This is a genomic window from Savagea faecisuis (genome assembly GCF_042675605.1).
Lineage (GTDB): Bacteria > Bacillota > Bacilli > Bacillales_A > Planococcaceae > Savagea > Savagea faecisuis.
Genome location: NZ_JBHTJF010000002.1, coordinates 1 through 25661, shown reverse-complemented (window position 1 = coordinate 25661; position 25661 = coordinate 1). Strand labels below are relative to the sequence as shown.

Below are 25661 nucleotides of genomic sequence, written 5' to 3'. Positions count from 1 at the left end.
ATTCTACCAAGAAAGGGTCTTCCTTTTTACATGGAATTTTTCATTTACACAAAATATTTTATACTCTCGTTCAAGTGATTTGGAATTGTGGCAAGGACTTTGGCAATAATATTGCGAAGTTTATTATGAGTTTAATTAGTTAAGTCACACTATTTATATTTAACGTCATAGCCGTATATTAATGCGTAATAACAACTTGAAATTATGGAGGTAAAATATGAAAAAGTATTTTATTATGATACTTACAATATGTATGATTTTAATGTTAACTGCTTGTGGGAATTCCAAGAGTGAAGTAGTAGGAGAATATGATATAAGTAAGCTTGGTGGTGATTTTTTAAAAAGTGGTAACGAAGCTTATGCCATAGGGACTAATAAGGACGGAATGCCAATTTTTAAAGATACTGACAAAGCTTTTAACCAAGCCATTATTGATTATACAGAAGGATTTACAGCTATTGAAGAAGAGTATGATTTAAAACCAATCAGTAAGAAAAATTGGGAAGAATACAAAACTTATGGATGGCAATTAAATACTGATAATGAGGATGTACGAAAGCAGGGAAGTCAAATAACACAATTTTTTGATATATACGAGAACAGTTTTAAATAATGAACATTATTTATCATATACGACAATATTTGTTAACAAAAAGTCGAGTTTAATACTGAATCCTTTGCTATAATCGATTTATGAAAGGAGTGAAACGATGTTAAAAGAACTAAATCAAGTCATCAACTATATTGAAAAAAACTTAACTGCAGGTATCACACTTGAAGAAATATCCGAATACGCTGGTGTTTCAGATTATCATTTTCGGAAAATCTTTTATTATTTATCTGGATTAACATTGAGTGAATATATTAAAAACAGAAAACTATCAGAAGCAAATAAGGATTTGTTAAATAACGAAAGAGTAACCGATGTGGCATTCAAATATGGTTATGAATCAATGGATGGCTTTACTCGAGCATTTAAATCTTGGAGTGGATTTTTACCATCGGAAGTTGCGAAAACAGGTGTCAGCAAATCGTTTCCCAAACTTTCATTTTATATCGATGTTAAAGGAGCATTCCTGTTAGAAACATTTTCAGGGACTTGAAAACAAAAAAGCCCTCTAGTATGCTGCATGAGTGTCAACCGGAAAATTGACTCAATACATCTACGAGAGGACTCTATCTTATGAATTCTAATACGAATGAAAAAATTAATCAAGTTTCTGAAAATACACTCGTTATCGGTATCGATATCGCCAAACACAAACATTTCGCTTGTGCTGTCGATGATCGCGGCCGTGTGCTCCAAAAATCATTTCCAATCATGCAATCCCGCTGTGGATTTGAAGGCTTTTATGAGCGTTTACTCGCGTTAAAAGCCACGCATGAAAAACAAGAAATCCTTGTTGGTTTTGAGCCAACCGGTCACTACTGGATGAATTTAGCCGCATTTTTAACGCACTACGGGATTCCATTTGTGATGGTCAACCCGATGCATGTCAATCGCTCGAAAGAACTCGACGATAACCTTCAAACGAAAAATGACCAAAAAGACGCACTTGTGATTGCTCGTTTAATGCGAGACGGACGCTTTAGTTATCCACGTATTTTAGATGGGGTAGAAGCAGAACTACGCAACGGGGCAACGCTGCGTTCGAAAATTCAAGAAGATTTAAATGCCCTTCAAAATCGCATGATTCGTTGGTTAGATCGCTTCTTCCCAGAGTTTACACACGTATTTAAAAGCTTCGGGAAAATGGCGTATGCGGTGCTCGAAATGACACCACTACCATCGGATATCAAAGGGAAAACGCCTGAAGAACTACTATTTTTATACCGCCAAGTAGACGGGATGAAAAGTCCCCAACTACCAAAGGCAAAACAATTAGTCGAGGTTGCGCAGAACTCAATTGGACTGACAGAAGGTGTCGTGATGGCCAAACTTGAAATCGCCACACTACTTTCTCAAGTGAAATTAATGCAAGCCCAGCTGGACGAATTAACGGCTCAATTAATCGAGCTCGCGAAACAAATGACGGATTATGAATACTTAGCATCGGTACCAGGAATCGGAGACGTAACCATTGTCGATTTACTATCAGAAGTTGGTTCCCTCACACAATATGCACATCCACGCCAATTAATTAAACTAGCGGGACTCACATTGCGTGAAAATTCTTCGGGTCAACAAAAAGGACAAAAACGGATTTCCAAACGAGGAAGACGCAAACTTCGCGCCCTCTTATTCCGAGTCATGATGCCGATCATCTTGCATAATCCAGCCTTTAAGCAATACCATGAATATTACACAACACGCACCAAAAACCCACTCCGCAAGAAGCAATCGATCGTTGTGCTATGTGGGAAATTACTAAAGATTTTACATGCCTTGTGCAAAAAGAAAACGATGTTTAACGAACACCAAATGATGAACGATTTCACTCGTCTTCAAACGGCTGCCTAAGCGTAACCATCAGAAGTCCAAACAAGAGGATGACACGGAGAAGCCGGCATTATTTTCACCATCCGACCGTTGAATCAATTCAAATGAGTCCCTAAAGGAGCATCGCCAGCCTCTGCCTTATGAATAGACCGAACGAAGGAATGTACGCGCACTCAGACGCCTAGAGACATGGGAGGGTCCGTCATCATAAGCTACGCAGAGATCCAAAAGTGCATCGATATACTGCACTGGATCAGGAGAATTATTACCAGTTAATGGTTCCTCCTTTAGCGAAGCGTACGAACAAAATGTAAGAAAAATCAAGAATTACAAAATAACGATAGATGTACGAGTTGAAAAAATATTTTTTGACGCTCAAAAATGGCGCGAGCCATTGATACATCAACATTTATAGAGGGAGATGAGATAGTGTTATTAATCCAAAAGGATCCAAGTGAATCGACGTATCGTGATTTGATTGATGTCTGTTTTGACGTTTGCGATCAATTTCATTTCGTTTTAAGAAAAGATATGGGCGATTTGAAGAGTTTTGATTCGTTTCTTGATCAAATCGACGCAGCCCTTATCACGATGAAGGAAGAGTCTGAATGGGCGAGTACGATTTTAGGGGATGGGCAGACGGCTAAAGTGTACTATTATCACACGAAGGACGAAAATGTGAAAAGAATTATTAAAGAGGCGGTTCGTTCTTTATATGAGTGGGAAATGCCTGATTATCCAGAAGATCTTTCCTTCTTTAAAGACGGCGAAGTATGGCTATCGACAAGTAGTCATGAAAGAGAATGTTATGTCTTCCCAAATGATCAAGCTGAAGCTGAGAAGGTCATGAACATAAATGGCATCGATGTTGCGGTAGTGGAGGAGTAAATCGACTGATTGCGCATATAAGATGCAATGTGGATTGGTTTTACTTCATAAAAAATCGCGTAGTAACTCAAACGAGTGCTACGCGATTTTTATTCATATATGTAGCTTTATGCTTTGCGATAAGCCCGCCGTTCCGCATAAGTGACGCAATGTAAACAAACCGCTACCTTTTTATGAATATCATTATAATAAAATCGTATCTCTTGCTTAGTCATTTTTTTCTTGCAAAAATGACACTTCTTTTTGAAAAATAACAACAGTCCTATCTCCTTTACATTTTATATCATTTACTCACTTTTATATCTGTTAATCTAAAAGTGAGCCACATCGCAATTGAAAACTGAGCCACCTTGTAAGAAAATTCTACACGCATGGATCATGGAGATTACTTATTTTTTGAAACGTTCGAAAGAAAGGGACTTTGATGCAAAGTGAATATTTGAATCATCGCGTAGTGGCTATTGTTTTTCGTCGTCACTTAAAGCTTCCCCTCGAATTGCCTTACGTAAAACGTGTTGAATCCACATGATATCATCGTTCAATAACATACTCCACACCTCCTTTTCCTCATTATAAAAAAAGAAAAAAGAGAATGTGCGGCAGCTAAAGTACATTTCCTACTTTCCAAATGCAATTTTTAAAAATCTTTTAATCGCTACATAAGTAAAATAGTGATTTAGTAATGATTAACAAAAACTTTCAATTTAATGGAAATGTGTATATGTATTCTCTTTAATTTTTTATCATATCCGATAAGGGGAAATATAGAACTAAGGCTAGAACTACATAGAAATGCTGCTATACTAAAGGGTAGAGGTGATTGTAGATGAAGAAAAAAGTACATGTTGTTGGAGCGGTGATTGAAAATGAACAAGGAGAATATTTGTGTGCGTTGCGCAGTCCTACCATGTCGTTACCAAACTATTGGGAATTTCCAGGTGGGAAAATCGAAAAAGGTGAAACGAAAGAAGAAGCATTAATACGTGAAATACAAGAAGAATTAGGTTGTACTATTGAAGTTTACGAACAAGTAGAAGACACGACTTATGAATATGAGCAAGTCATTGTGCGACTGGAAACATTTAAAAGCCGCATTATATCGGGAAATATACATAAAACAGAACATGCTGAAATTAGATGGGTTGCTCCAGAACAGCTAAATACTTTACGCTGGGCTCCAGCTGATATACCAGCAATTGAGTGTCTCATGAAATAAGTAGTAAGGGCGGGGAATAGAAAATGGAGAAAGAGATCCAATCATCGATAGCGACAGGATTTTTAAACAAAAAACATAAAAGTAATAAAGCATATCAACCACATTTAATTGTTAACGATCGCTCACAAGCTAACACGATGTTACATCATATTGATCGAGCGTTGCAAGAATGTGATGAATTTATTTTCGTTGTGGCGTTTATCACAGAAAGTGGATTAGCGATGATTAAAGCTCAATTACACGATTTAGCACAAAAAGGGGTAAGAGGGAGATTGATTACCTCTACTTATTTATATTTTAATCAGCCTAAGATGTTTCGAGAGCTTTTAAAATTGAAAAACGTAGAAGTTAAAATTACGAATTTAAAAGGATTTCATACAAAAGGATATATTTTCAAAAAATCGGAACATTATACACTCATTGTAGGAAGTTCTAATTTAACGGCTTTTGCATTTAAAGAAAATTATGAATGGAATATTAAATTTACATCTCATAATCAAGGGGAGATCGTCTATCATTTTGTCGAGCAATTTGATGATTTGTGGGAAGAAGGAGTAGTTTTAACAGACGAGTGGATTAAAGAATACGCTGTGCAATATGCGAAATATCAAAGCGACCATCCGATTGTTGAACAAGTATTTGAACCGACATTAAATGCTGCTCAACAATTGACACAGATTACTCCGAATGCGATGCAAGAAGTGGCTATGCAGTCATTGCAACAAATTCGCGAGCGTGGAGAAAAGCGAGCGATGGTGATCTCTGCTACTGGTACAGGTAAAACTTATTTATCAGCATTTGATGTAAGACAATTTCGTCCAGATCGTTTTTTGTTTATCGCTCATCGGGAACAAATTTTACGGAAAGCGATGGAAGATTATAAAAAGGTTTTAGGAGGGCAGGAAGACGATTATGGATTGTATACAGGGACAGAGAAATCACCCGAAGCCAAATATCTGTTTGCGACGATTCAAACGATTTCTCGCCCGACACATTTAGAAAATTTTCAGCCAAGTACGTTTGATTATATTTTAATCGATGAGGTGCATCGTGCTGGAGCCGATACGTACAAGCGATTAATCGATTACTTCACACCTAAATTTTTATTAGGAATGACCGCAACACCAGAAAGAACAGATGGAATCAATGTTTTTGAATTATTTGATTATAATATTGCTTACGAAATTAGGTTACAAGATGCTTTAGAACAAAATATGCTCGCTCCTTTTTGTTATTTTGGGGTCGTTGATTATGAAAAGGATGGTTTAACAATCGATGATACCTCTACTTTACAAGATTTAGTCAGTGCATCGAGGGTGGACTATATTTTAGAAAAGATTAATTATTATGGCTATCAAGGTGATCAATTAAGAGGGCTCATGTTTTGTAGTCGGGTTGACGAAGCGAATGAGCTCTCTCAACTATTGAATCAAAAGGGCTTAAGAACGGTTGCATTGTCAGGTAGTCATGCACAGGAAGAGCGGGATGAAGCGGTAGCGCAATTAGAACAAGGTTTACTAGACTACATCTTAACAGTAGACATTTTTAACGAGGGGATCGATATACCGAAATTAAATCAAATCGTCATGTTAAGGCAAACGGAGTCTAGCATTGTATTTATCCAACAGTTAGGTCGTGGCTTACGTAAAGCTCCTAATAAAGAGTATGTCACAGTTATTGATTTTATCGGTAATTATAAAAATAACTATTTAATCCCCATCGCCCTATCAGGTGATACATCTCAAAATAAGGACAATATAAGAAAAAAATTACAAGATACACACTTTTTAGTGGGCGTATCAGCGATTAACTTCGAAAAAATTGCGAAAGAGCGCATTTTTCAGTCAATCGCTACTACAAATTTAACAGGAATCGCAACCATTCGCGAAGCTTATGAAAATTTGAAAAATAAAATTGGTCGTATGCCGCTATTGTATGATTTTATCCATTATCACTCATTAGATCCAATTGTTTTGGTGGATGAACATGATAATAAAAACAAACATGGGATGAATAACTATTACGATGTGTTGGTGAAAATGAAAGAGTCGGTCCCTTCACTCTCTGAGTATCAACAATCTATATTAACAATGGTCTCAAAAGAACTACTGTCTGGAAAAAGGATGCATGAGATTATTTTATTAAAAACACTTATTGATAGTGGTCCAATTTTAGAAGAAACTTATCGTGCAAAACTTAAGGAGTTAGGATATTTTGTAGACACCGAAACAATTCAATCGGTTGAAAGAATTTTAGATCTTTCCTTTTTTGTAAAAACTGATCGACAGAAATATGGAAATCAACCAATAGTAGAGAAAAATGATCGCGAGTATCACTTAGCTCCTCTCTTTCAAAAAGAATTACAAGCAAATGAATTTTTTAGTAGACTTATACATGACGTTTTACGAACTGCTACGGCAAGATCAGTTCGATATGATAAAACAAAACGTTTAACACTTTATGAAAAATACAGTCGTAAAGATGTTTGTCGTTTGTTAAATTGGGATGTGGACGAAAAAGGTACAATGTACGGGTATCGACTGAAGCACGGTACATGTCCAGTGTTTGTGACGTATCATAAGGATGAGGATGTTGCAGCTAGTCAACAGTATAATGATGCATTTGTCGATGAACAGCGCCTACACTGGTACTCTAAAAGCAATCGGACATTGAAATCCAAAGAAATTCAAGGTTTGTTAAAAATGCATGAAAATGATGAAGAAGCCCATATTTTTGTCAAAAAAGATGACGGAGAAGGCAGTCACTTTTATTATTTAGGTCCAGCTGACGTTGATTTAGAAACGGTAGCAGAGAAGAAAATGATGGACGATAAAGGAAAGGAACTTCCAGTCGTCACATTCGATTTTGAATTAGAACATGCGGTAGCCCCACAATTATATGACTATTTAACACATGATTTATAAATAACACAAACTCAGCTTTTGTTCATTTTAAAAGCTGAGTTTTTATTTTGACTGAATGTAAAATCAAAAATATTCAACCTACCTCCATATTTCGTTCAAATTTAAAAAATTCCCCGCTCCTCGTCGACACGTTCGACAAGGGGGGGATTTTTGATTAGAGGAAGATGGTAAAGATGAAGAACCAAGCAGCGGGGTGAGTGAAGTTGATGGTCTAGCGAAAAATGCTCTTTTTGTCCGCACATTCGACATTTCGTTCAGTATAGGTTTTTGAGATTTTCATTTGAAGAGAAGATTTATTACGGATTTTCTGTTGTAGCTTTACATTTTTATGATTTTTTACTATTGTAATGAGTATATACTACGAAATGAGGTGGATATACATGAGGTTGTTGAAGTTGCAAATGAATGGGCTACCTAATGTACAAGCGCCATTTTTAGAGGTGACCTTTACGAATACGCAGCGTGTTTATCAAAATGAAATTGGTTATGAGGTAGATCATTTATTTAATTCTATTTATTTAAAGAAAATGATGGCCGTCATCGGAATCAATGCGTCGGGTAAGACGACGACGTTAAATGCGATTGCCTATACTTTGAATACATTTTTATCTGGAAAGGGACTTGCTTACCATCGTGTATTCAAACGAGACATTCAATTTGCTAATTATTATTACCATGAAGAGTCTGAGACGTTGTTTTATCACACGGGAACGATTCGAAACGATGCGTTTCAACCTCGATTCATCGACGAATCTATTTATGCTCGCTCTGTCACACGTAAAATTACACAGCATAATTTATATGACGTGCAAACATATACTTTATTAAAGACGCGACAAGAAGTAGCAAACGACGCTGTCGAAGGGAAGCATTTGGATGATAAAACGAGTATTCTGAAAGGCTATGCATCGTTTCAAAATAAGTTTGTCATCGATAAGTTGGTGGACGAACATACAAAATTAAGAAGTGTATTTATCGAAAATTTAGGAGAACTCGTTCATCAAAAGTTTGTGCAATATTTAGATCCATCGATCGAAATTTTAGAATTACAAGATGACATTGTCGGAATCCATGATGCTAATGCGATTTATACGTTAAAGTTTTATGGGAAGGAACCACTTACTGTAAAAGCTTCAGAATTAACTCAATACTTATCGTCGGGAACGATTAAAGGTGTCGATTTGTTTATAGAAGCTTATTATGTAATCAAAGACGGTGGGTATTTAATCATTGATGAACTGGAAAACCATTTGAATAAAACGATTGTACAGTTGTTGATGCAATTGTTTGTGACAACAGCAAATGCGAAAGGTGCGACATTAGTTTTTTCGACACATTACACGGAGTTATTAGATACCATTGAACGAAATGATTTGATTATCGTCACACAGAAAGAGGAAGGGCACATTCTTTTACATTCTATGGATGAACTGTACGGACGAAAAGATTATAAAAAAAGCGATGTTTTTTTAAGTGGTTATTTAGGCAATACACAACCAGAACAAGAAAAAATGTTAGACGTTTTAACGGTCTTTTACGATATGACGGAGTGAGGCAAGATGACAAATCACGTACGTTTTTCAGAAATCTGCTTATCTGATTATGGAATGATCTTTATACAAGTAGAGGGTGCATCTGAACGAGCGGTTATTGAAATTTTGAAAGCAAACAATGTTTTAAAACTCAATGAAACTCAAATCTATCGAGAATATTTGAGACGTGAAAAGGTTCAAGCGATTGAAAGGTATGTCGCTTCTCATAAAAGTAAGAAAAAGAATTTATTGATTCGTATTGTGGATTCTCCTAATGAAAAGTATAGAGCGAGGCGTCTATTCGCTAATCGTTATGATGTATGTACGATTGTGACGAATCCAGAGATTGAAGTTTTAATTATCTTTGCGGAAGGGCTTGAAAATAATCGAGAATATTTAAAGTCAGAAAAGCCATCTATTTATTTAAAAACAAAATGGCCGAAGTGGAATCAATATCGTCAACGGCATAAAAGCTTGAAATCAGAGTCTTTTTTCAAAGAATATTTTGCAGATGTTGATGATTTAATCCGAGCCATTTTAAAGCATAGTCGGAGTAATTCGAATGAATATGATCGGCTGAAAGATTTATTAAAAGATTAATAAATTCCCGCTCCTCGTCGAGACAATCGACAAGGGCGGGGTTTTTGTTAGAGGAAGAAGAGCGGGAGGAGGGAGGTGAAGAGGATGAATAAAATGAAGAACCAGGCAGCGGGGCGGGCGAAGTTGATGGTCCAGCCGACGCCGACGTTTTTTTCGACGAATACGTTATGGTCTTCTTTGTTGAAGTAGAACAGCCCACCTTTCCAATACTTGTCTTGATCCGGCTCGCTAAATGGTGTGCCTTCTTCTTTAAATTGTGCGTTCAATGTGTACATGCGGCGCATGTAGTAGGCGAGACTTCCGAAAATGGCTACCATGTACAAAACAAATGAACCAAAGCTTCCGAGTGTTTCATCGTGTCGCAATATGTTCCAAAACGATACGACGTCCAAGCTTCCGATGAAGAGGACCGTTATGATGTTCATGAAGCCGAGAAATGAGGCGTTCAGTTTGCGCACTTCGAGTTCGCGCTGTAAGCTCATGTCCGATTGTTGGGCTTTCACTTGAATGGATGAATTAAAAATTCCATACGCGATGGCGTACATCATAACTTGCATTCCGATTAAAACAAACGATAGCATAAAGACCGAACCAATCGATTTATCACTCCACGCATCGGGCTCACCTTGGATGTTCCAATGGGTCGGGATTACTTCTGGCAGTTGCGGATAAATGGAAATGGTCCAACCGATGAGTACCGCTGTGATGAGAAGCGGGGGAATAAAGAGAAAGTGTGGAAAAGCACCGCGTTCTTTAAATTTCGTTTCAAAGGCTGACACGCGTACGACTTCTACTTGTGTCGTCCATCGCTGTGCTTTTTTATACTGTTTAGTCCGTACATAAAACCGAATGTATAACAACAAACTAACGATTAAATAAACGGTTAAACCGATCATGACGCCGATGCTTTGGGCCATTTCGGAGAGGGGACGTAAAATGAAAAATGTCGCGAGAATGACGATGAGTTGAATGACCGCAACCGATTTCGTATAGTCCCATTTAAATGTACGCAACTGGTCGTCATCGATGAAAGGTTCTGGAATCGATACGCCAAAAACGCGCGTTTTGCGTTGAATGTGGGGCATCGCCATCTGGATGATATAAATCGGAATAAATGTGAAGAAAAATAGCAAATCAATCATAAGTTTTCCTCCTTTTGGACGTCTCGTTGTAAGCGTTGTAATGTGTCGTGCTCGGATTGCCCCGTCGCGCGACATTCGTGTTGAAATTGACGAAGCAATCGGCGCCATTTTGCCTCCCAAGTAGCTTGATCAAAATGTGAACGATCGACGACGGCTCGGGCTTTTTTGCGTTGCACGATATATCCTTCATCGGCGAGCTTTTGATAACTCGCTTGCACGGTTTTGACATTTACTTGTAAGCTGCTGGCGAGCGACCGAATCGACGGCAACTCATCGCCATCTTTCAACGTACCTTCTGCCATGAGTCGAATGATTTCATCGGTCAATTGCACGTACAAATCCCGTTCGTCCTCCTCATACAATCGAATGAACATATCATCTCCTCCAATCTGTAACCGTTCAGGTGGTTCAGAATCTGTCACCTTTATAATGACACAGATAAATCGGGATGTAAAGTAATTTATTATAAAAAGAAAAACATTGCATCAGATTTTACTAAGCTTAAAAGCGCTATTTTTACATCTGTACTTATCTTTTGTGTAATATAAGCACGAATGAAAAAAGGGTGAGAATATGAATTCACTTTCATTACGTGTCCACCGTATTTTACAATCATATTTGGAGTGGTTGACATGACTTCAGCGAGAAAAGTTAAAGATCTTATTCATCATTTAGCCAAAGAAAAAGATATACATACTCCATTACGAAACGATATGATGGAGCGTTGAAACAAGTATACGTTTCAGTTAGAATGGATATAGATAATAAACAGAGAGAAGAGCATAAATTCTACTCTACGCAGCCACAGCCGTTAGGACGCTGGTTGTCAAACAACTTATTTAGTCTTTCGAGAGCCACCCTTATGCTTCCTACGGCGCAGGGTGGCTCTCTTTTTGTCTGAAAAGAGAGTACAATAATACAAGGATTAAACGCATTGATGATGCATTCGCATTTGTCTATTGGTGGAGAGAGCCCTCAACAATGATTAGCTGTTGTGAAAGAGCAGAAACATTACTATATTCATGATTAAAAACCTGTTCCATATTTGACCGATGACATGAAGAGGGTAGCGGTTGCTGCTCCTTTTTTATTTTCTAGTTGTAAAAAAGTGAATGTCGCCTGTCGAGTATAATGAAAAAATGATTCGTGATAAAAGCACCTCTGTCGATGAATAGAGGTGCTTCACATTATAATTTATTGAGTGACAGGTACGCTGTCACCGATTTTAACGTAACGGAGGAAGCGGTCGTCGTCTGGAGAAATTCCAGCTAACTTGAACATCCCGACAAATCGGTAACGATTGATGCCAAGGTTATCTTTGAACTTTGCAAATACAGCGAGTGTTCGGTCTTCTTTTTGTTTTTTCTCTAAATTTTTAAGTCGTTCATCGACTGTGTTTACATCTTTGTTGGACTCATCAATATACGACCAATCGTCAGCGAGAAAGTTGAGCCACCCACCAGCCATCGAACGAACTTCTCCGTCAATGATAGGTGAGAGCTGAGGACACCATAATGTAATCTCATCTGTCACTTTGAAATAACTTTGTTGATTCGCTTTATTGTTTTTACCAAACACAGTGTTCGCGATGTCTCTAATATATTTGAAGGCGACAGCATCATTAATCGATAAAGAAGTTTGTCGTTTGACACGTTCTAATTCTTCTTCATAAGTTAGCCATTGTAATTCTCTCGTATTCGCTTTTTGTTGAATATGGTGGACGACTTGATCGATTTGTTGATGTAATTCATGTAATGGCAATGTTGCGTCGATGCGGAAAATTTGGAAGTGACTCGTGCTATTTTCCTCGACTGCTCCAATGATATGGTCCATTTTCAATGTATTCGCATCTTCTTCGAGGGCTGTTAGAATATCTTCTGTACGGAGTTGATCGGCATCGATTTGCGCAAAATGATGTGCCTCATCAACTTCAATCCCGATATGAAGTTGCGGAAAATATAAATCGATTAACGCATAGGAACCGTTCGGGCGCTTCACATATTGTTGGCTTACAGGTTGAATGTTAGGATTGTCTAAACGATGCCAAATCGCGTTCAGTATGTAGTTTTCAAAATCTTTACGCTTCGTCCTTGAAAAAGTTTTTATTAAATAATCTCTTCGTTCCATGTAATCTCTCCATTCTCATCTTTTTATTTGAAAGCGATATCATTTTACCACATATTGTATCATGTTGATTCTTGAAGTGAAAAGTATCGTAAACGTTGATTGAATCAACGAGTAAAGAGGGTACACTATAAATAGAGGTGATGAGATGATTCAGTTAGCGACGCAGTTACGGAAGTATCGGGAGAAGTATCGCTTAACCCAACAAGAGGTGGCGGCATTTTGTTATGTGACGAAGGCGACGGTGTCGAAGTGGGAAAATGGGTTGAGTACGCCCGATGTCGAACTTCTCCCGCTCCTCGCATCACGTTTCGGTACGACGGTTGATGCTTTGATCGGCTATGAAGCGAAGCGGTCGAAAGAGGAAGTGCGCACGTCTTACGTAGCGTACGCCACTCGCTTCCAACATGAGCCGTTTTCGGATGTGTACGACGCCATCGTCCAAGAGGCGCGCCTTCATTACAGTGATTCATTTCTATTGTTGCAATATGCGACATTGCTCATGAACTATGCGCCACAAAGTGATGATGCGCCTAACGTGTATGAAACAGTGGCAGAATGGCTCGAACAAGTCGAACGAATCGAAACAGACGTGTGGCGTCTTCGTCAAGCGAATGCACTGCTTGCCGTTTTAGCGTTATTCACTGGCCATCCGGAGAAGGTAATCGACCGAACGGCACAAGCGATGCAGCCGAATGTCGGAGAAGAAGGGCTGTTAATTGAAGCGTATGAAGCGCTCGGACGGACGACGGAAATGCGTCAATTGCTTCACGTCTCGATGTATCAACACGTGTTGGAGTTGCTGTCGCGTTTGACGAAAATGTTATGGCACGAACAGGAAAAGCGAGACGATACGATCAATCGCGCAGAAACGCTCATCGCGACGTGGCAACTCGATCGCCTTCATCCGAACAGTGTCGCGCAATGGTACTTCATGAAAGCGATGGACGCGGCGAGGCGGGAAGCGGAACAACAAGTCGCGTCCGCCCTTACTCAATTCGTCGATGTCGTCACAACTCATTTATTTCCTGTCCGTTTACGAGGAGATGCGTATGTCGATACGTTAGACGAATGGTTAGAAGAAGCGCTCGACCTCGGAGCAGCACCGCCTCGTACGGAAGCGGCCATTTGGGATAGCATCGAAACGACACTGCAGCACCCCGCTTTCACTCAGTGGGACAACGCTTCATGGAAACGACAATTGAGCGAGCGCATTCAATTCGCTCGCATCGGAAAGGAGAGAGACGAATGAACAAAAAAGAAATGCCAGCTTGGGCAAAACCACTCGGCGCCATCCAAATCGTACTCGCTTTATACAGCGCCTTCGACGTATCACGCCAAAAAGAATTCAACAAAGGCTCCAAAGCGCTCTGGTTGCCGATCGTCCTATTCATCAACTTCTTCGGCCCAATCGCCTACTTCCTTGTTGGAAAGAAGAAATAATAAAATCGACCCGAATGACATATGTGAACTGCCCCATAAATGTTAGACACCAAGCTAACATTTATGGGGTGTTTTTATGTCTAAATTAACAGTAAACGATAAATTAACAGCGGTGGCATGTTATTTAAATGGAAAATTAAGAATGGAGTCATGAAATAATTAAATTCATTAGAAAAATAGTGCACAGGAGTGAGAGTGTCATTCAAAAAGAAACAACATTCACTAGTCTCGACCAAATAGAATGGATGATTAAATGAAAGGACAGTTTTATATAGTATAATTTGGATTAAAGTGGTTTTTATGCGTGATATAAGTCTATCGTGAAAAGTCACGATAATATATTATTAGTTTTATAGGAGATGGACGTTATGACTAAATTATTTATTATAGGAAATGGTTTCGACCGAGATCACGAGTTAAAAACATCCTATGATAATTTTAGAGAATATTTAATTTCTAACACCCCAATCGAAACAAATCGTTTAATTATGCCTGAGCCGCTACAATTACCAGAAGGTGAGATTGAATATGATAAAATAGAAGTATTATCAATGTTGTTCTATTTAATTAGTGAGGCTGAATCTAGTAATGATATGTGGAGTAATGTGGAGTCTTCTTTAGCTTGTTTAAATTATGCAGAGATTTTAGATTGCTATGATTATATGGACTTATGGAAAATAGCTAAGAATAATGAAGATATCTCTTCAAATCTTGTTATTCCGACATTGACAATTCAACAATTATTTTCAGAATGGATTAATACAATAGATGTTAATAAAGCGAAAATTAAAAAGGACTTTCGGAAATTATTAAGTAAGAAAGATCTATTTTTAACATTTAATTATACAGATACATTAGAAGAAATTTACAATGTATCTAGTAATAATATTTGCTATATCCACGGGAGACAAAACGAAGAAATTTTCTTTGGTCATGGCGATATACATAGCGACAAGAAAGCAGATTATTCTATGGCGAATTATATTGGAGCCGAAAATAATTTAGCTGAAATTCACGAGGGACTACGGAAAAGAACGGATATAGCTTTAAGTAAGAATGCAGATTTTTTCGAAAGGTTAGCCGATGATAATATTTATGAAATATATTCTTATGGATTCTCGTTTAGTGGAGTAGATACAATATATATCAAAAAAATTTGCGAGAGAGTGAATACACAAAAAGTAACTTGGTATTTTAATGACTTCGATCAAGAAAACCATAATGATTATATCGAAATTTTAAAAAAGAACGGTTTCAAAGGTTGTTTCCACACTTTTAATATTTCTCAATAGCTCCTTGTAAATGTAATTTTTATAATTGTTGGTAGCTGTTTTGCAATAATATAGAGAATATGCGAATATGTAGGTATAAAGATATCGATAGGTGGTGAGATGTATGCTTAAAATACCAGAAGCAGTTGATCGTTATTTGAATCGTGTTTCCATAGAAGAGGCTGTCAAAGAAGAAGCGTATTCATGTCCGAAATGTTTAGAACCTCTCACACTTGCAACAGGTACAAAAATGAGAAAACATTTTCGACATCACCGAAAAGCAGATCCAGTCACTGTACAATATTGTGAAGACTATACACAAAGTGGCCATTTTACATGGAGTCCGTATTTTCATGAAAAGCGCGCTGAGCAACAGCCACGGCTCATTTTAAAAGAAGATGAAGATACGGAAGAGTATACATTCTTTTTACAATTCCCTTTATTAGAAGGAGAACAGATTGTGAAGATGGATATTAATGATTATTATTTTTCCTTTGATGTACAAGGTCAACGTTTATTATCAAAAAATCTCGTCTTAGAGGGAGACAATCGATTAAATGTAGAGTTGGAGATTGCGTATGCTATTCAAGTTAAGGGGGTGAAGGAAATGAACCTTCTGAAGTATCCTCAATTAAAAGAAATATATAAACCTTTTGAAAAAGGTCCGTTATTATTTAAAAGATTAAAAGGAGAATGGAAAAGCATTCATTATGAACAAGTTATTGCATCGGATGAATTTTTTATAATTTCTCGATCTCCTCTTCCATTTCCTGGTGACATCAGTCATCAAGTAGTAGTGAAAGGTGATTTTTTGATTTATCGTTGTTATATGGAAAGAGGGCTGACAGATAGAGTTAAACAATGGTTTAGAAAGTATACAAAATACGTAATCGAACCTGCTCAATCATATATCGATTTCATTGAGCCAACAGCTTTTTTAAAACGTGATGGAATTTATTTGGTTGAACAACCAAATGTACGGTTTGAAGTATACCATAAAGGTCCTTACTACTTGAAAAATCATTTAGAAATTAGAAATATAAATGAACAAAATATGGATGTACGTCGTATTTTTAGTGAAGAATATGGAGAGGTCACTTTGAGAAAAGGATCCGTCTACATGTTTCATTTAATTTTAGCGAAAAGTGATCCATTACTTATAAAGTATGTGGATAAAATCGATTATCCAATTATTGATTATCCTGAAATTCAAATTAATGAAGAGTCGATTCGGAAAACAACTATATTCCCTATTGAAGAAAGTTACCATATAAATCCATGTGGATGGGATTTACAAATAGATAAAAAATTAGGGATAGATAAAATTGGAAAAGAACACAAGCAGTATGAGCTTGAAGATTTTCAACAAATCAATATTCCTTACAACTTTTCGGTTTTTTTGCAGCGTCCTATGGTCAAAGAGACTTTGGAAGATTATTCAGTTTTTCCGACAGTTTTATGGGAACAAACAGACCCAATCACATATGGTAAATGGCTAATGAAAGCTAAATTAGAAGGAATGAAGAATCCATTATGGAGAAGGCTATACTATGAACTTTTAAACAAATATTTATACGTACCAGTTAGCAAAGGAGAAGACAATGAAAATCATAGCTAAATGTTTTAATTCTAAACGCATGCATAGTAAAGAGAATGAACTCTTCTTTGATATGCGTCCTATAGGAGTTATCGATGAAGAGGAAAATGAGATCAATCTGTTAACGAAAGAAGAGTTATATAATACACTTCCTAACACTGGTCGAGTATTTGTACCACTTTATCTGACAGCTCAACCTGGAATTCATATTGTGGAATTAGAAGAGAGCAAGACTTATCAAGTAGAGCATCCTTTGCATCATCAGTACACAGCAAAGTATGTAATTGAAGATGAATTAATTGAAATACATGAGGTAGAGTTAACACGAAATAGTACTCGTACAGAATTAAATCAAGCACTGAGGAGAATTCAAGAAATAAGGGAAAGGAAAGGAACATTCTTTTATTGGAACTATTTACAAATGACAGATGGCTATTTGATTGGACCGATAAAATGTGAAAATCGACAATTCATTATTCCGGAACATGCTGTGTCATTGCATATTTTTGAATCGACTATTTCGTCTGTCCATTATGAAGATTATGAAGTGAAAAAAATTTATCATTTAACGCTAGATGAACCAAGCGTAGTAGTAGGGAGCTTTAGTTTAGAAACAGATGAAGAATTTATAAAGCGAATTCTCAAACGATTGAATCAAGAAAAGGAAGTAATTGGCGTTTCAAGACAAGTTCGACAAAAGATTGCTGATTTAGTAGGAGAAGAACGTCGCGATTCAGATCAGCGAAGTTCAGAGCTTGAGCGAGCCCATTTGATTTTAAATACATACTTGAGTAGTCCGAAAGAATTAATGGATGCTGAGACTTTATACGAACATCCGACATTTCAAAAAGCTGAAAAAGAAATATTGGAAGATGTAGAAAATAAGTTTTTACAAGAGTTAGAAAATACACATCATAAGTCCATTGTTAAAATTGAAAATTTAAGAAAAGAAATCAAACATTTAGATGAGCAAAAAGAGACGATTATTAAAGAGTTGCAAAAAATGAAACATTCAGCTGCTCAAAAAGTGGAGCAATTAAAAGATGATGTCTTGAATACTTATTGGAATCAATTGTTAGCTAATTCATTAAAAGAGGATTTCGATAGGAAATCACAGAAGTCAAATGGTGCATTAGAAACGATGATTCTAGAGAAGGTGGTTGAAGATCCATATGTAGAAATGTTAGAAAGTGAAGAAAGAGCATATCAAATATTATCAGAAAATGTCGAGTTTTTTACAGTTGGACATATGGAAATCGATCATTTTTTACATCGTCTCTTTTTAATTGCTGTTAAGAAGCATATTCCTCTTGTATTTTATGGAAAACATTCCTATGATTTAGCACAAATGATTGGACGTAGCTTAGCAGCAACAGAATTTTATAGTAGTTTTATCGATGTTGAAACGTTTCGATTTGTAAATATGAGTGAAGAACTTTTGACTTATCCAAGCACTGATCGATTAAGAACAGTTCACCTTCATAATCTGCATGTGAGTCCTCAAGCTTATAATGTTCATTCTTTTATAAGGAATTGGAAATGGTCGAGATTGAGAGACAAGTTAGACGGTATGATTTTAACGTTTGAAACGGAAGAAGAAGCGAGATTGGTATTTAATGAATCACCGTTAAACTATCCATTGTTTGATGCGGATACGATGATGACAGAAGAAGTAGACGAAGAAGGAATGGAAGAACTAGTGTATGGACAACTTTTAAAAAACTGTTTCTATATAGAAGAGCAAGCACTTGAACCTAAAGAGGTAGATCAGTCAATAATTAACAACTATTTCAGTAGTGATGTAAAAAACTGGTTGTGGTATTTAGAGGAAAAGCATCATAAAACATTTGTAGCTATTTTAGGAATTGAGAGTGAATGAATGTATGGATGTTATACGATTCCACGAAATAAGAAGTGAATTGATGAAGTGTGAAGAGTTCTTTGTTTCTTTGTGTTATTCAAAAATGTTAGAAAAAAAAGAGCCTGAAATTCACCATAAGAATTTTGAAAGGTTAGGAAACCGTCTGTTTGAAAGGCTGTCTTTATCTACCCAACACTTTTTTCAAAACTTAAGTCTGAGAGAGGAAAAAGGGTATCAGCTCATTTTAAGATGGCTTTGTTCAATTGGTACTTTTCATCATCAAGGAAAAGGATTTTATATACTTTTACCCCAAAGGATTCTTATGTTGAATGAACAAGTAAAAGTACGTGTAGGGAGTCCTTTTCATAGGTCTACTAATCAATTGCAATCTCTTCATTGGAAAGATTGGCTAATTTTTCTGACAATACCTCATCTTTCTTTTCATTATGAAAAAAGAATGAAGAACTTAATCTTTTTAGAGGAGTTAAAACTCTATAAAGTACAAAGTGGACAAAGGAAACGCGTTTGGGAAGCAGAAGAAGGTGTTTGGTATTATTCTTATCGAGAAGAGCAGTTAGGTCGAAACATGCTAAAGACATACTATGTAGTGAAAAAAGAACATAATGAGTTAAAGGGTGCCGAGTTTATTAAAGGATATGGTGACTTGACGTTTTATATGTTGGATTCAGAGGTAGAAGAGCGTTTTTCTATGCATCGTCATTCGAGTGGTCTCATTCAATTAGAAACAATCTATAAATTACCAGCTGCTGAGCACTCGTTGTTTTTATTGTTTTCTATCGTTGAGCGAAAAAAGAGTAACAGATATATTTATTTTTTTGAAGAAACGTATATAGACAGTGTAAAAAATATAATTAGCCATTTACTGGGGAAGGATGAGTCTTGATGCAAGAACAGCAAAGTGTATTATTGAACCAAATTGGCCCTAGAATAAGAGAGAGGTTACAACAATATTTGGAATCTCAATACTTAATGACAAATGTTGAGTTGCAACAAAAGCGGGCTTCATTGTTAGAAGAAGAAGGCGTATTATCAAGTACTCCTTATATCGAATCAACACCCGTATATGAACAAGGGAAGACGTACAACGAGTTAGAGATACCTAACGATTTGAAACGTTTCTTTGAAGGCTTAGTAGAAGAAAATATCGGTGTGTTTCCAAAACCTTATGAACACCAGGCTAAAGCGTTAGAACAATTTTTCACTGAGAAAAATGATCTAGTAATATCTACCGGTACAGGTTCGGGTAAGACGGAAACCTTTTTGCATCCGATTTTAGGTTCTTTGTATCAAGAGGCGAAGCTTAGACCGAAAAGTTTTCAAACGCGTTCTGTTCGAGCGCTCATCTTGTACCCGATGAATGCTCTCGTCAATGATCAAATGACACGTCTAAGGTTATTATTTGGTTCGGATGCTGTGAAAAGAATATTCAGATGTAAAGCGGATCGAATTGTCCAATATGGGATGTATACTTCCCGAACGCCATACGCTGGTGAGCAGAGTGACCTAAAGGATAAGTTTAATCTGGAAGGAATTTTAAATCATTATATTGGACTAGAAGAAAAAAATCCAACTGTTGCAGAACAATTGAAGCAAAAAGGGAAATGGATTGAAAAAGATTTAAAGCAGTTTAAAGAGTCTAAGCAAAAAGGAAAAAAGGACGCTACTTATCAAACGAATGAGAATGATAGCGAATTGTTTACTCGACATGAAATGCAAGAAACGACTCCTGATATTTTAGTGACGAACTATTCGATGTTAGAATATATGCTCATGCGTCCGATTGAAAAGTCCATTTGGAACGATACAAAAGACTGGTTAGAAGAAGATGCTGAAAATGAACTCATTATCGTGTTGGATGAAGCGCACATGTACAGAGGGACAGGCGGAGCAGAAGTAGCACTTTTATTAAGACGCTTACAAAATCGTCTAGGTGTATCAAGAGATCGTATACGCTATATCTTAACGTCAGCATCCTTAGGTGAAGGTAATATTGAAGATGTAGCGAAGCGGTTTGCCAACCAATTAACCGGCCAATTAACTGAGAAGTCGGGCCGCACAATCAAGCTTATTGAAGGTGTGTTAGAAAAGAGACCGCCTTCTAAGGAGATGTCACTGTCGGAACAGGAAATTTGGGCCTCTTTTGATAAGCATGCATTGCATCAGCGTGCGAAAAAACCTGATGAGTTTTTAAAAGCTGTCAACGAAGTAGGATCTCAATTAGGATGGCCTTCAGTGACTAATGAAGACGATATTGAAACATTTTTATACGATCAATTAAATGGTTATGGGCCTTTAGAAAAAATAATTGAAACAGTGAGTGGAAATGCTACGAAAATTGACGAGTTGGTGCAAATTGTTTGTGGAGGGGAAGAAGAAACAGGAAAAGTAGCTGTTAGCCATTTGCTATTACTTGCGAATGCGGCAAAAAAGAATAACCGTGTTTTATTACCTGCTCGTGTCCACTTATTTTTCCGTGGAATTTCGGGGATCTTTGTCTGTACGAATAAAAATTGTACGGTAAAGCATAATGAAGAAAATAAATTAGTAGGTGCTATGTATTCGACGCCACGTAAAACTTGTGAATGTGGATCAAAAGTATATGAGGTTCATACACATTTAAATTGCGGAACATCTTACTTGAAAGGTTATATTATAGAGGGAAAGAGAGATTACTTATGGCAGGAAAAAGGACAAGGTTTACTTAGCGATGAAAATTATCAAAAGCCGTTAAAGGAAGTCCATCTATTGCTAGAGAAACCTAATGAATTAGCTCTTAGTAAAGGTTTATTAGAGGCGGTATGGCTCGATACACGAAGCGGTTACCTTTTAAACGAAAAGCAAGAAGGCGACCAATTCATAAAGCTGTATATACCTTCGAAAAAAGGACAATCAAAGAGGGCGCATCAATATGGTCAAGCAATTACATTTCAAAATTGTCCAGTTTGTTTGAAATGGTCGGAAGGTAATATAAGAGACTTGAAAACGAAAGGAGAACAACCATTTGCTAACATTGTTCGAGAACAATTTGATTTACAAGCGCCAAAGCAGGCTGAAGATGGGGAAACACTGAAAAATGACGGTCGAAAAGTACTTCTTTTCTCCGATGGAAGACAAAAAGCAGCGAAGCTTGCTCGTGACATACCGAGAGAGATTGAAAGGGATATGTTGAGAAGTTTAGTTCTGCTAACTGTGTCCAATTTTGAAAAAGAGGACATTGAATTGACACTTGACAAGTTTTATACGGCACTTTTAATTGGATTAGACAAGTACAATTTAAGATTGTTTGAAAAAGCTGAAAAAGAAGACTTAGTAGCTGATTTAAGTAAGTACAATCGATTAAAAGAAAGAGCAGACAGAAGAAAGTGGTCGTTGGATAAACTCATTAGCAAGTTAGAAACCGATTTTAAAGTACCGGAGGAATTCACAGATTTGTTTTACGGTGTCATTGCAAGAGGTGGATATTCTTTATACGATACAGCTACCGGATACGTGTTTCCTTCAGAAGACAAATTTGATGACATTTTAGATAATCTAGAAGAAGAGGAAATCTTTTTAGAAGAAAGTCAAGTTGAAGCGATTGTAACTATTTTCGTCAAAGATTTACTAGATGATGTTGCTATTGATGAGACTCTCGATTCTTATCGAAGAACAGATATACTCGGCTATTATCGAGGCGAGTGGGGGAAATCTTATGGCTGGCTCTCAGAACAACTTCAGAAAGTTTTAGAAGAAATGGATGAAAAACAAAGAGAGACACTCATTCAGACACTTTATGATGAACTGTGTACGTTAAGTGAAGGCAAGTATTACTTAAATGAGAAAGTGCTTGTAATCAAAGATGGTATTGAACAGAGTTGGTTTAAATGTGGAAGTTGTCGTCAATTGCATCCAATTTCCTTTAACGGTCAATGTTTAACATGTCTTTCTGACGATGTGAAGATGTTAGCGCCTACTAGTGAGGAGTTACGTTCAGAAGAAGGGTACTGGAGAGAGCCGATTAAAGAAGTGTTAAAAGGTGCACCGATTCGAAGTTTGAATGTAGAGGAGCATACTGCTCAGCTTTCGCAAAAAGATCCAAGAAAAGCATTGGCGACTACTGAAGAGTATGAACTAGGATTCCAAAATATTTCAGTGAATGAAGGTTCTGAGATTGTCGATATGTTAAGTTGTACGACGACTATGGAAGTAGGTGTCGATATAGGGTCTTTAACCGCTGTAGGTATGCGAAATATCCCTCCGCAGCGAGACAATTATCAACAACGTGCAGGACGTGCAGGACGTCGGAGTACATCTCTTTCTACAGTCGTCACATACGCGCAAGATTCACCACACGATAACTATTATTTTAGCCATCCGGATGTCATTATTAGCGGTCCAGTTCGTGAACCAATCATTTATATCGAAAATGAGAAACTCGTGGATCGTCATTTGAATGCTATTTTGATTCAAGCTTTCTTCCATGAGCAAGAGATTGAAGGAGAAGCACAAATTGCTAGTGTACTCGGATATACAGTAGACTTTTTTGAAGGAGATGGGAAGTTTACAATCAATCACTTTGAAGAGTGGTTACGGGAGCAAATTAATAATCGATTTTCTGAGCACCCGTATTTGATTGAAACAATACCTCAAGAAGCGCTTTCAGAAAAGAGCGCAGAAAGTTGGTTACAACAAGTAGCGATAAATTTACCAGGTGTCTTGAAAGATCAGTATGAAGAAATTAAAGATGAATTGTTGTATTTGGAGTCTCTAGAAGACGATCAACAAATCGGTTTTGAAGGAAATCGGTACTTACTCAACTTTTTATTTAATCACAACCTTTTACCGACATATGCTTTTCCAAGAGATGTCACTTCTCTCTATATTCAAGAAAGACATGGTTTGAGAAGAGGACAGATTAAACAGCAACCACAGTTAGAGCTTAACCGAGCATTGAGCGAATACGCGCCGGGTCGACAAATTGTGATTGATAAAGAGACATATAAAATTGGTGGTATTTATAACCCATATCCAGGGGAAGGAAATGCAGACCAACCGTTAGCAAGTTTTGGGGTTGGGGAACAAGAAGTTGCCTATTGTATCAGCTGTCATTACGTAAGTACGGAATCAATGATTGAGGCGGGTGACCCATGTCCTGTTTGTGAAAGATCCTTAAGAAAAAAAGTGCATCTTCGTCCGACAGGATTTTCACCAGAGAATGCGAAACCTCTTCCGAAGAAATATGAGGCCCAGGAGTATAGTTACGCAGGAAGACCTCAGCTTCCGGTTTCTGTAAATGCTCAACATACATTTAAAACATTTGAAGATAACTCTGCTATTGGATACAGTTACCAAACTGATGAAGAGCTGATAGTGATGAACCGTGGTATAGATGGAGAAAGTGGTTTCCACCTTTGTGAAGATTGTGGGTTTATCACTTCAAACTATGAAGGATTTGATTACAAAAAGTTAGAAAACCATACAAAACCTTATATTTATAAAGGTATGAAGGATACTCGTTGTAATGGCAGAACCCACGAAGTTTTTTTATCAAATCAGTTTAAAACAGATTTGTTGTTAATTCGTCTAGAGCTAGATGACAATGTAGACTATGGTCCAACGAAAAGATGGTTGCATATGGCGTTAGATACATTAGGTGAGAGCTTAATTATCGCTGCGAGTCGTGTGTTAGAAATCGATTTGCAAGAGCTTGAAGTCGGTTATCGATTGGTTAGAACGAATGAACAGAAAAACTCAGTAGAATTGTTCTTATTTGATCGTCTATCGGGTGGAGCAGGTTACGCGTATGAGGCAGGTCAACGGATTGAAGAGATTTTTGAGCATGCAGGAGCGATTCTTTCATCTTGTGAAGATGACTGTACATCTTCATGTTATAAATGTTTGAGACATTATGGAAATCAATTAAAACATCCAAACTTAAATCGTAAAATCGCATATGAATTATATAGTTATCTATTTAAAAAACAGATGCAATTCTATTCTAAAAAAGAACAAGAAAGTTATCTTTTGGGGTTAAAATCTGTTTTAGATATTCGTGGAATTGCTTATAAGGAAGAATACTCGGATGCGCGCTATGAATTACGTTTAAAAAGTGGGAAACGAATTTCTGTGAAAAATAATATTGAAAAAAGAAATAATGAGGTCAATTTAATGTATTTCAAACCTTTAGAATTAGAAAATGATCTGCCAAGTGTATATGAAATATGTACAGGATAAAGATATAAAGCTTTTAATATGTGACCGTATAGCTGACGTGGAAATTTTTAGTTAAGTTAAAAAGAGGCTGTGACATAAATGGAAAACGCATGAAATCAGAGATTTAAACTTGGATTTCATGCGTTTTTAATGATAGAATTTCAGGCTAGTTTCTATCTTATTTTAGAGAAGTGTTTATGGCAGAATGAGAATGAACAGTTCGGCAGCTAATTTATGGACACAAAAATAGCCACTTGCCAACTCCTCCAAAATCACATACACTCTCGATGATTGGGAAATCAAGTAGAGAGGGGTATGCAAGGAGATGTTAGCAATGGCCGATGTCAATATCGGCTTAAAATTCCCCAAAAATATCGGAATAAAATTCCTCACTTTTCTGTTTTAACCGT

18 protein-coding genes are annotated in these 25661 nt (G+C 37.0%); 15 read left to right on the top strand and 3 right to left on the bottom strand.

What is annotated here, in order from left to right; genetic code table 11:
• Positions 1–217: 217 nt before the first annotated feature.
• From ACFQ0V_RS01055 to ACFQ0V_RS01020, 8 genes are all read left to right on the top strand, one after another.
• The gene (locus tag ACFQ0V_RS01055) at positions 218–613 is read left to right on the top strand and encodes a hypothetical protein (RefSeq protein WP_073184682.1); all 396 of its coding nucleotides are present in this window, start codon (positions 218–220) and stop codon (positions 611–613) included.
• A gap of 97 nt (positions 614–710) precedes the next feature.
• Positions 711–1103: a helix-turn-helix transcriptional regulator gene (locus ACFQ0V_RS01050; protein ID WP_381008851.1), complete on the top strand. Its 393-nt coding sequence runs from the start codon at positions 711–713 to the stop codon at positions 1101–1103.
• Positions 1104–1183: 80 nt separating this feature from the next.
• Positions 1184–2461, top strand: a complete 1278-nt coding sequence (locus ACFQ0V_RS01045) for an IS110 family transposase (RefSeq protein WP_381008849.1) — start codon at positions 1184–1186, stop codon at positions 2459–2461.
• 408 nt (positions 2462–2869) lie between these two features.
• Entirely contained in the window at positions 2870–3328 is a 459-nt protein-coding gene (locus ACFQ0V_RS01040; RefSeq protein WP_381008847.1) for a stage III sporulation protein AH, read from the top strand.
• 826 nt (positions 3329–4154) lie between these two features.
• On the top strand, positions 4155–4544 hold the full coding sequence (locus ACFQ0V_RS01035) for a (deoxy)nucleoside triphosphate pyrophosphohydrolase (RefSeq protein ID WP_381008845.1): 390 nt from the start codon (positions 4155–4157) through the stop codon (positions 4542–4544).
• A 23-nt stretch (positions 4545–4567) separates the two neighbouring features.
• The gene (locus tag ACFQ0V_RS01030; protein WP_381008844.1) at positions 4568–7468 is read left to right on the top strand and encodes a DUF3427 domain-containing protein; all 2901 of its coding nucleotides are present in this window, start codon (positions 4568–4570) and stop codon (positions 7466–7468) included.
• 380 nt (positions 7469–7848) lie between these two features.
• Positions 7849–9021 carry an AAA family ATPase gene (locus ACFQ0V_RS01025; protein WP_381008842.1) on the top strand — a complete coding sequence of 391 codons (1173 nt, stop codon included), beginning with the start codon at positions 7849–7851 and terminating at the stop codon, positions 9019–9021.
• A 6-nt stretch (positions 9022–9027) separates the two neighbouring features.
• Positions 9028–9600 carry a hypothetical protein gene (locus ACFQ0V_RS01020; RefSeq protein ID WP_381008840.1) on the top strand — a complete coding sequence of 191 codons (573 nt, stop codon included), beginning with the start codon at positions 9028–9030 and terminating at the stop codon, positions 9598–9600.
• A 47-nt stretch (positions 9601–9647) separates the two neighbouring features.
• Here the strand turns inward: ACFQ0V_RS01020 and ACFQ0V_RS01015 are convergent, their stop codons facing one another.
• The 3 genes from ACFQ0V_RS01015 to ACFQ0V_RS01005 form a co-directional block, all read right to left on the bottom strand.
• The gene (locus ACFQ0V_RS01015; protein WP_381008838.1) at positions 9648–10742 is read right to left on the bottom strand and encodes a DUF1648 domain-containing protein; all 1095 of its coding nucleotides are present in this window, start codon (positions 10740–10742) and stop codon (positions 9648–9650) included.
• A complete protein-coding gene (locus ACFQ0V_RS01010) occupies positions 10739–11116 on the bottom strand; it encodes a GntR family transcriptional regulator (RefSeq protein ID WP_381008837.1) in 378 nt (125 codons plus the stop codon). The genes ACFQ0V_RS01015 and ACFQ0V_RS01010 overlap by 4 nt, the downstream gene beginning before the upstream one ends.
• An 820-nt stretch (positions 11117–11936) precedes the next feature.
• The gene (locus ACFQ0V_RS01005) at positions 11937–12869 is read right to left on the bottom strand and encodes an AbaSI family restriction endonuclease (RefSeq protein WP_381008835.1); all 933 of its coding nucleotides are present in this window, start codon (positions 12867–12869) and stop codon (positions 11937–11939) included.
• 145 nt (positions 12870–13014) lie between these two features.
• Between ACFQ0V_RS01005 and ACFQ0V_RS01000 the strand changes: the two genes are divergently transcribed.
• The 7 genes from ACFQ0V_RS01000 to ACFQ0V_RS00970 all read left to right on the top strand — a co-directional run bounded on the left by ACFQ0V_RS01000 (position 13015) and on the right by ACFQ0V_RS00970 (position 25272).
• The gene (locus tag ACFQ0V_RS01000; protein WP_381008833.1) at positions 13015–14118 is read left to right on the top strand and encodes a helix-turn-helix domain-containing protein; all 1104 of its coding nucleotides are present in this window, start codon (positions 13015–13017) and stop codon (positions 14116–14118) included.
• Positions 14115–14309, top strand: coding sequence for a PLD nuclease N-terminal domain-containing protein (locus ACFQ0V_RS00995; RefSeq protein WP_381008831.1), 195 nt, complete (start codon positions 14115–14117; stop codon positions 14307–14309). Before ACFQ0V_RS01000 ends, ACFQ0V_RS00995 begins: the two co-directional genes overlap by 4 nt.
• A gap of 368 nt (positions 14310–14677) precedes the next feature.
• On the top strand, positions 14678–15601 hold the full coding sequence (locus tag ACFQ0V_RS00990) for a bacteriophage abortive infection AbiH family protein (RefSeq protein WP_381008829.1): 924 nt from the start codon (positions 14678–14680) through the stop codon (positions 15599–15601).
• A gap of 103 nt (positions 15602–15704) precedes the next feature.
• Entirely contained in the window at positions 15705–17198 is a 1494-nt protein-coding gene (locus tag ACFQ0V_RS00985) for a competence protein CoiA family protein (protein WP_381008827.1), read from the top strand.
• Positions 17182–19056 (top strand): hypothetical protein, encoded by a 1875-nt coding sequence (locus ACFQ0V_RS00980; protein WP_381008825.1) that lies wholly within the window; start codon positions 17182–17184, stop codon positions 19054–19056. The genes ACFQ0V_RS00985 and ACFQ0V_RS00980 overlap by 17 nt, the downstream gene beginning before the upstream one ends.
• Before the next feature lie 4 nt (positions 19057–19060).
• Positions 19061–19942, top strand: a complete 882-nt coding sequence (locus ACFQ0V_RS00975) for a hypothetical protein (protein ID WP_381008823.1) — start codon at positions 19061–19063, stop codon at positions 19940–19942.
• Entirely contained in the window at positions 19942–25272 is a 5331-nt protein-coding gene (locus tag ACFQ0V_RS00970) for a DEAD/DEAH box helicase (protein WP_381008821.1), read from the top strand. The genes ACFQ0V_RS00975 and ACFQ0V_RS00970 overlap by 1 nt, the downstream gene beginning before the upstream one ends.
• The last annotated feature ends 389 nt before the right edge of the window (positions 25273–25661 follow it).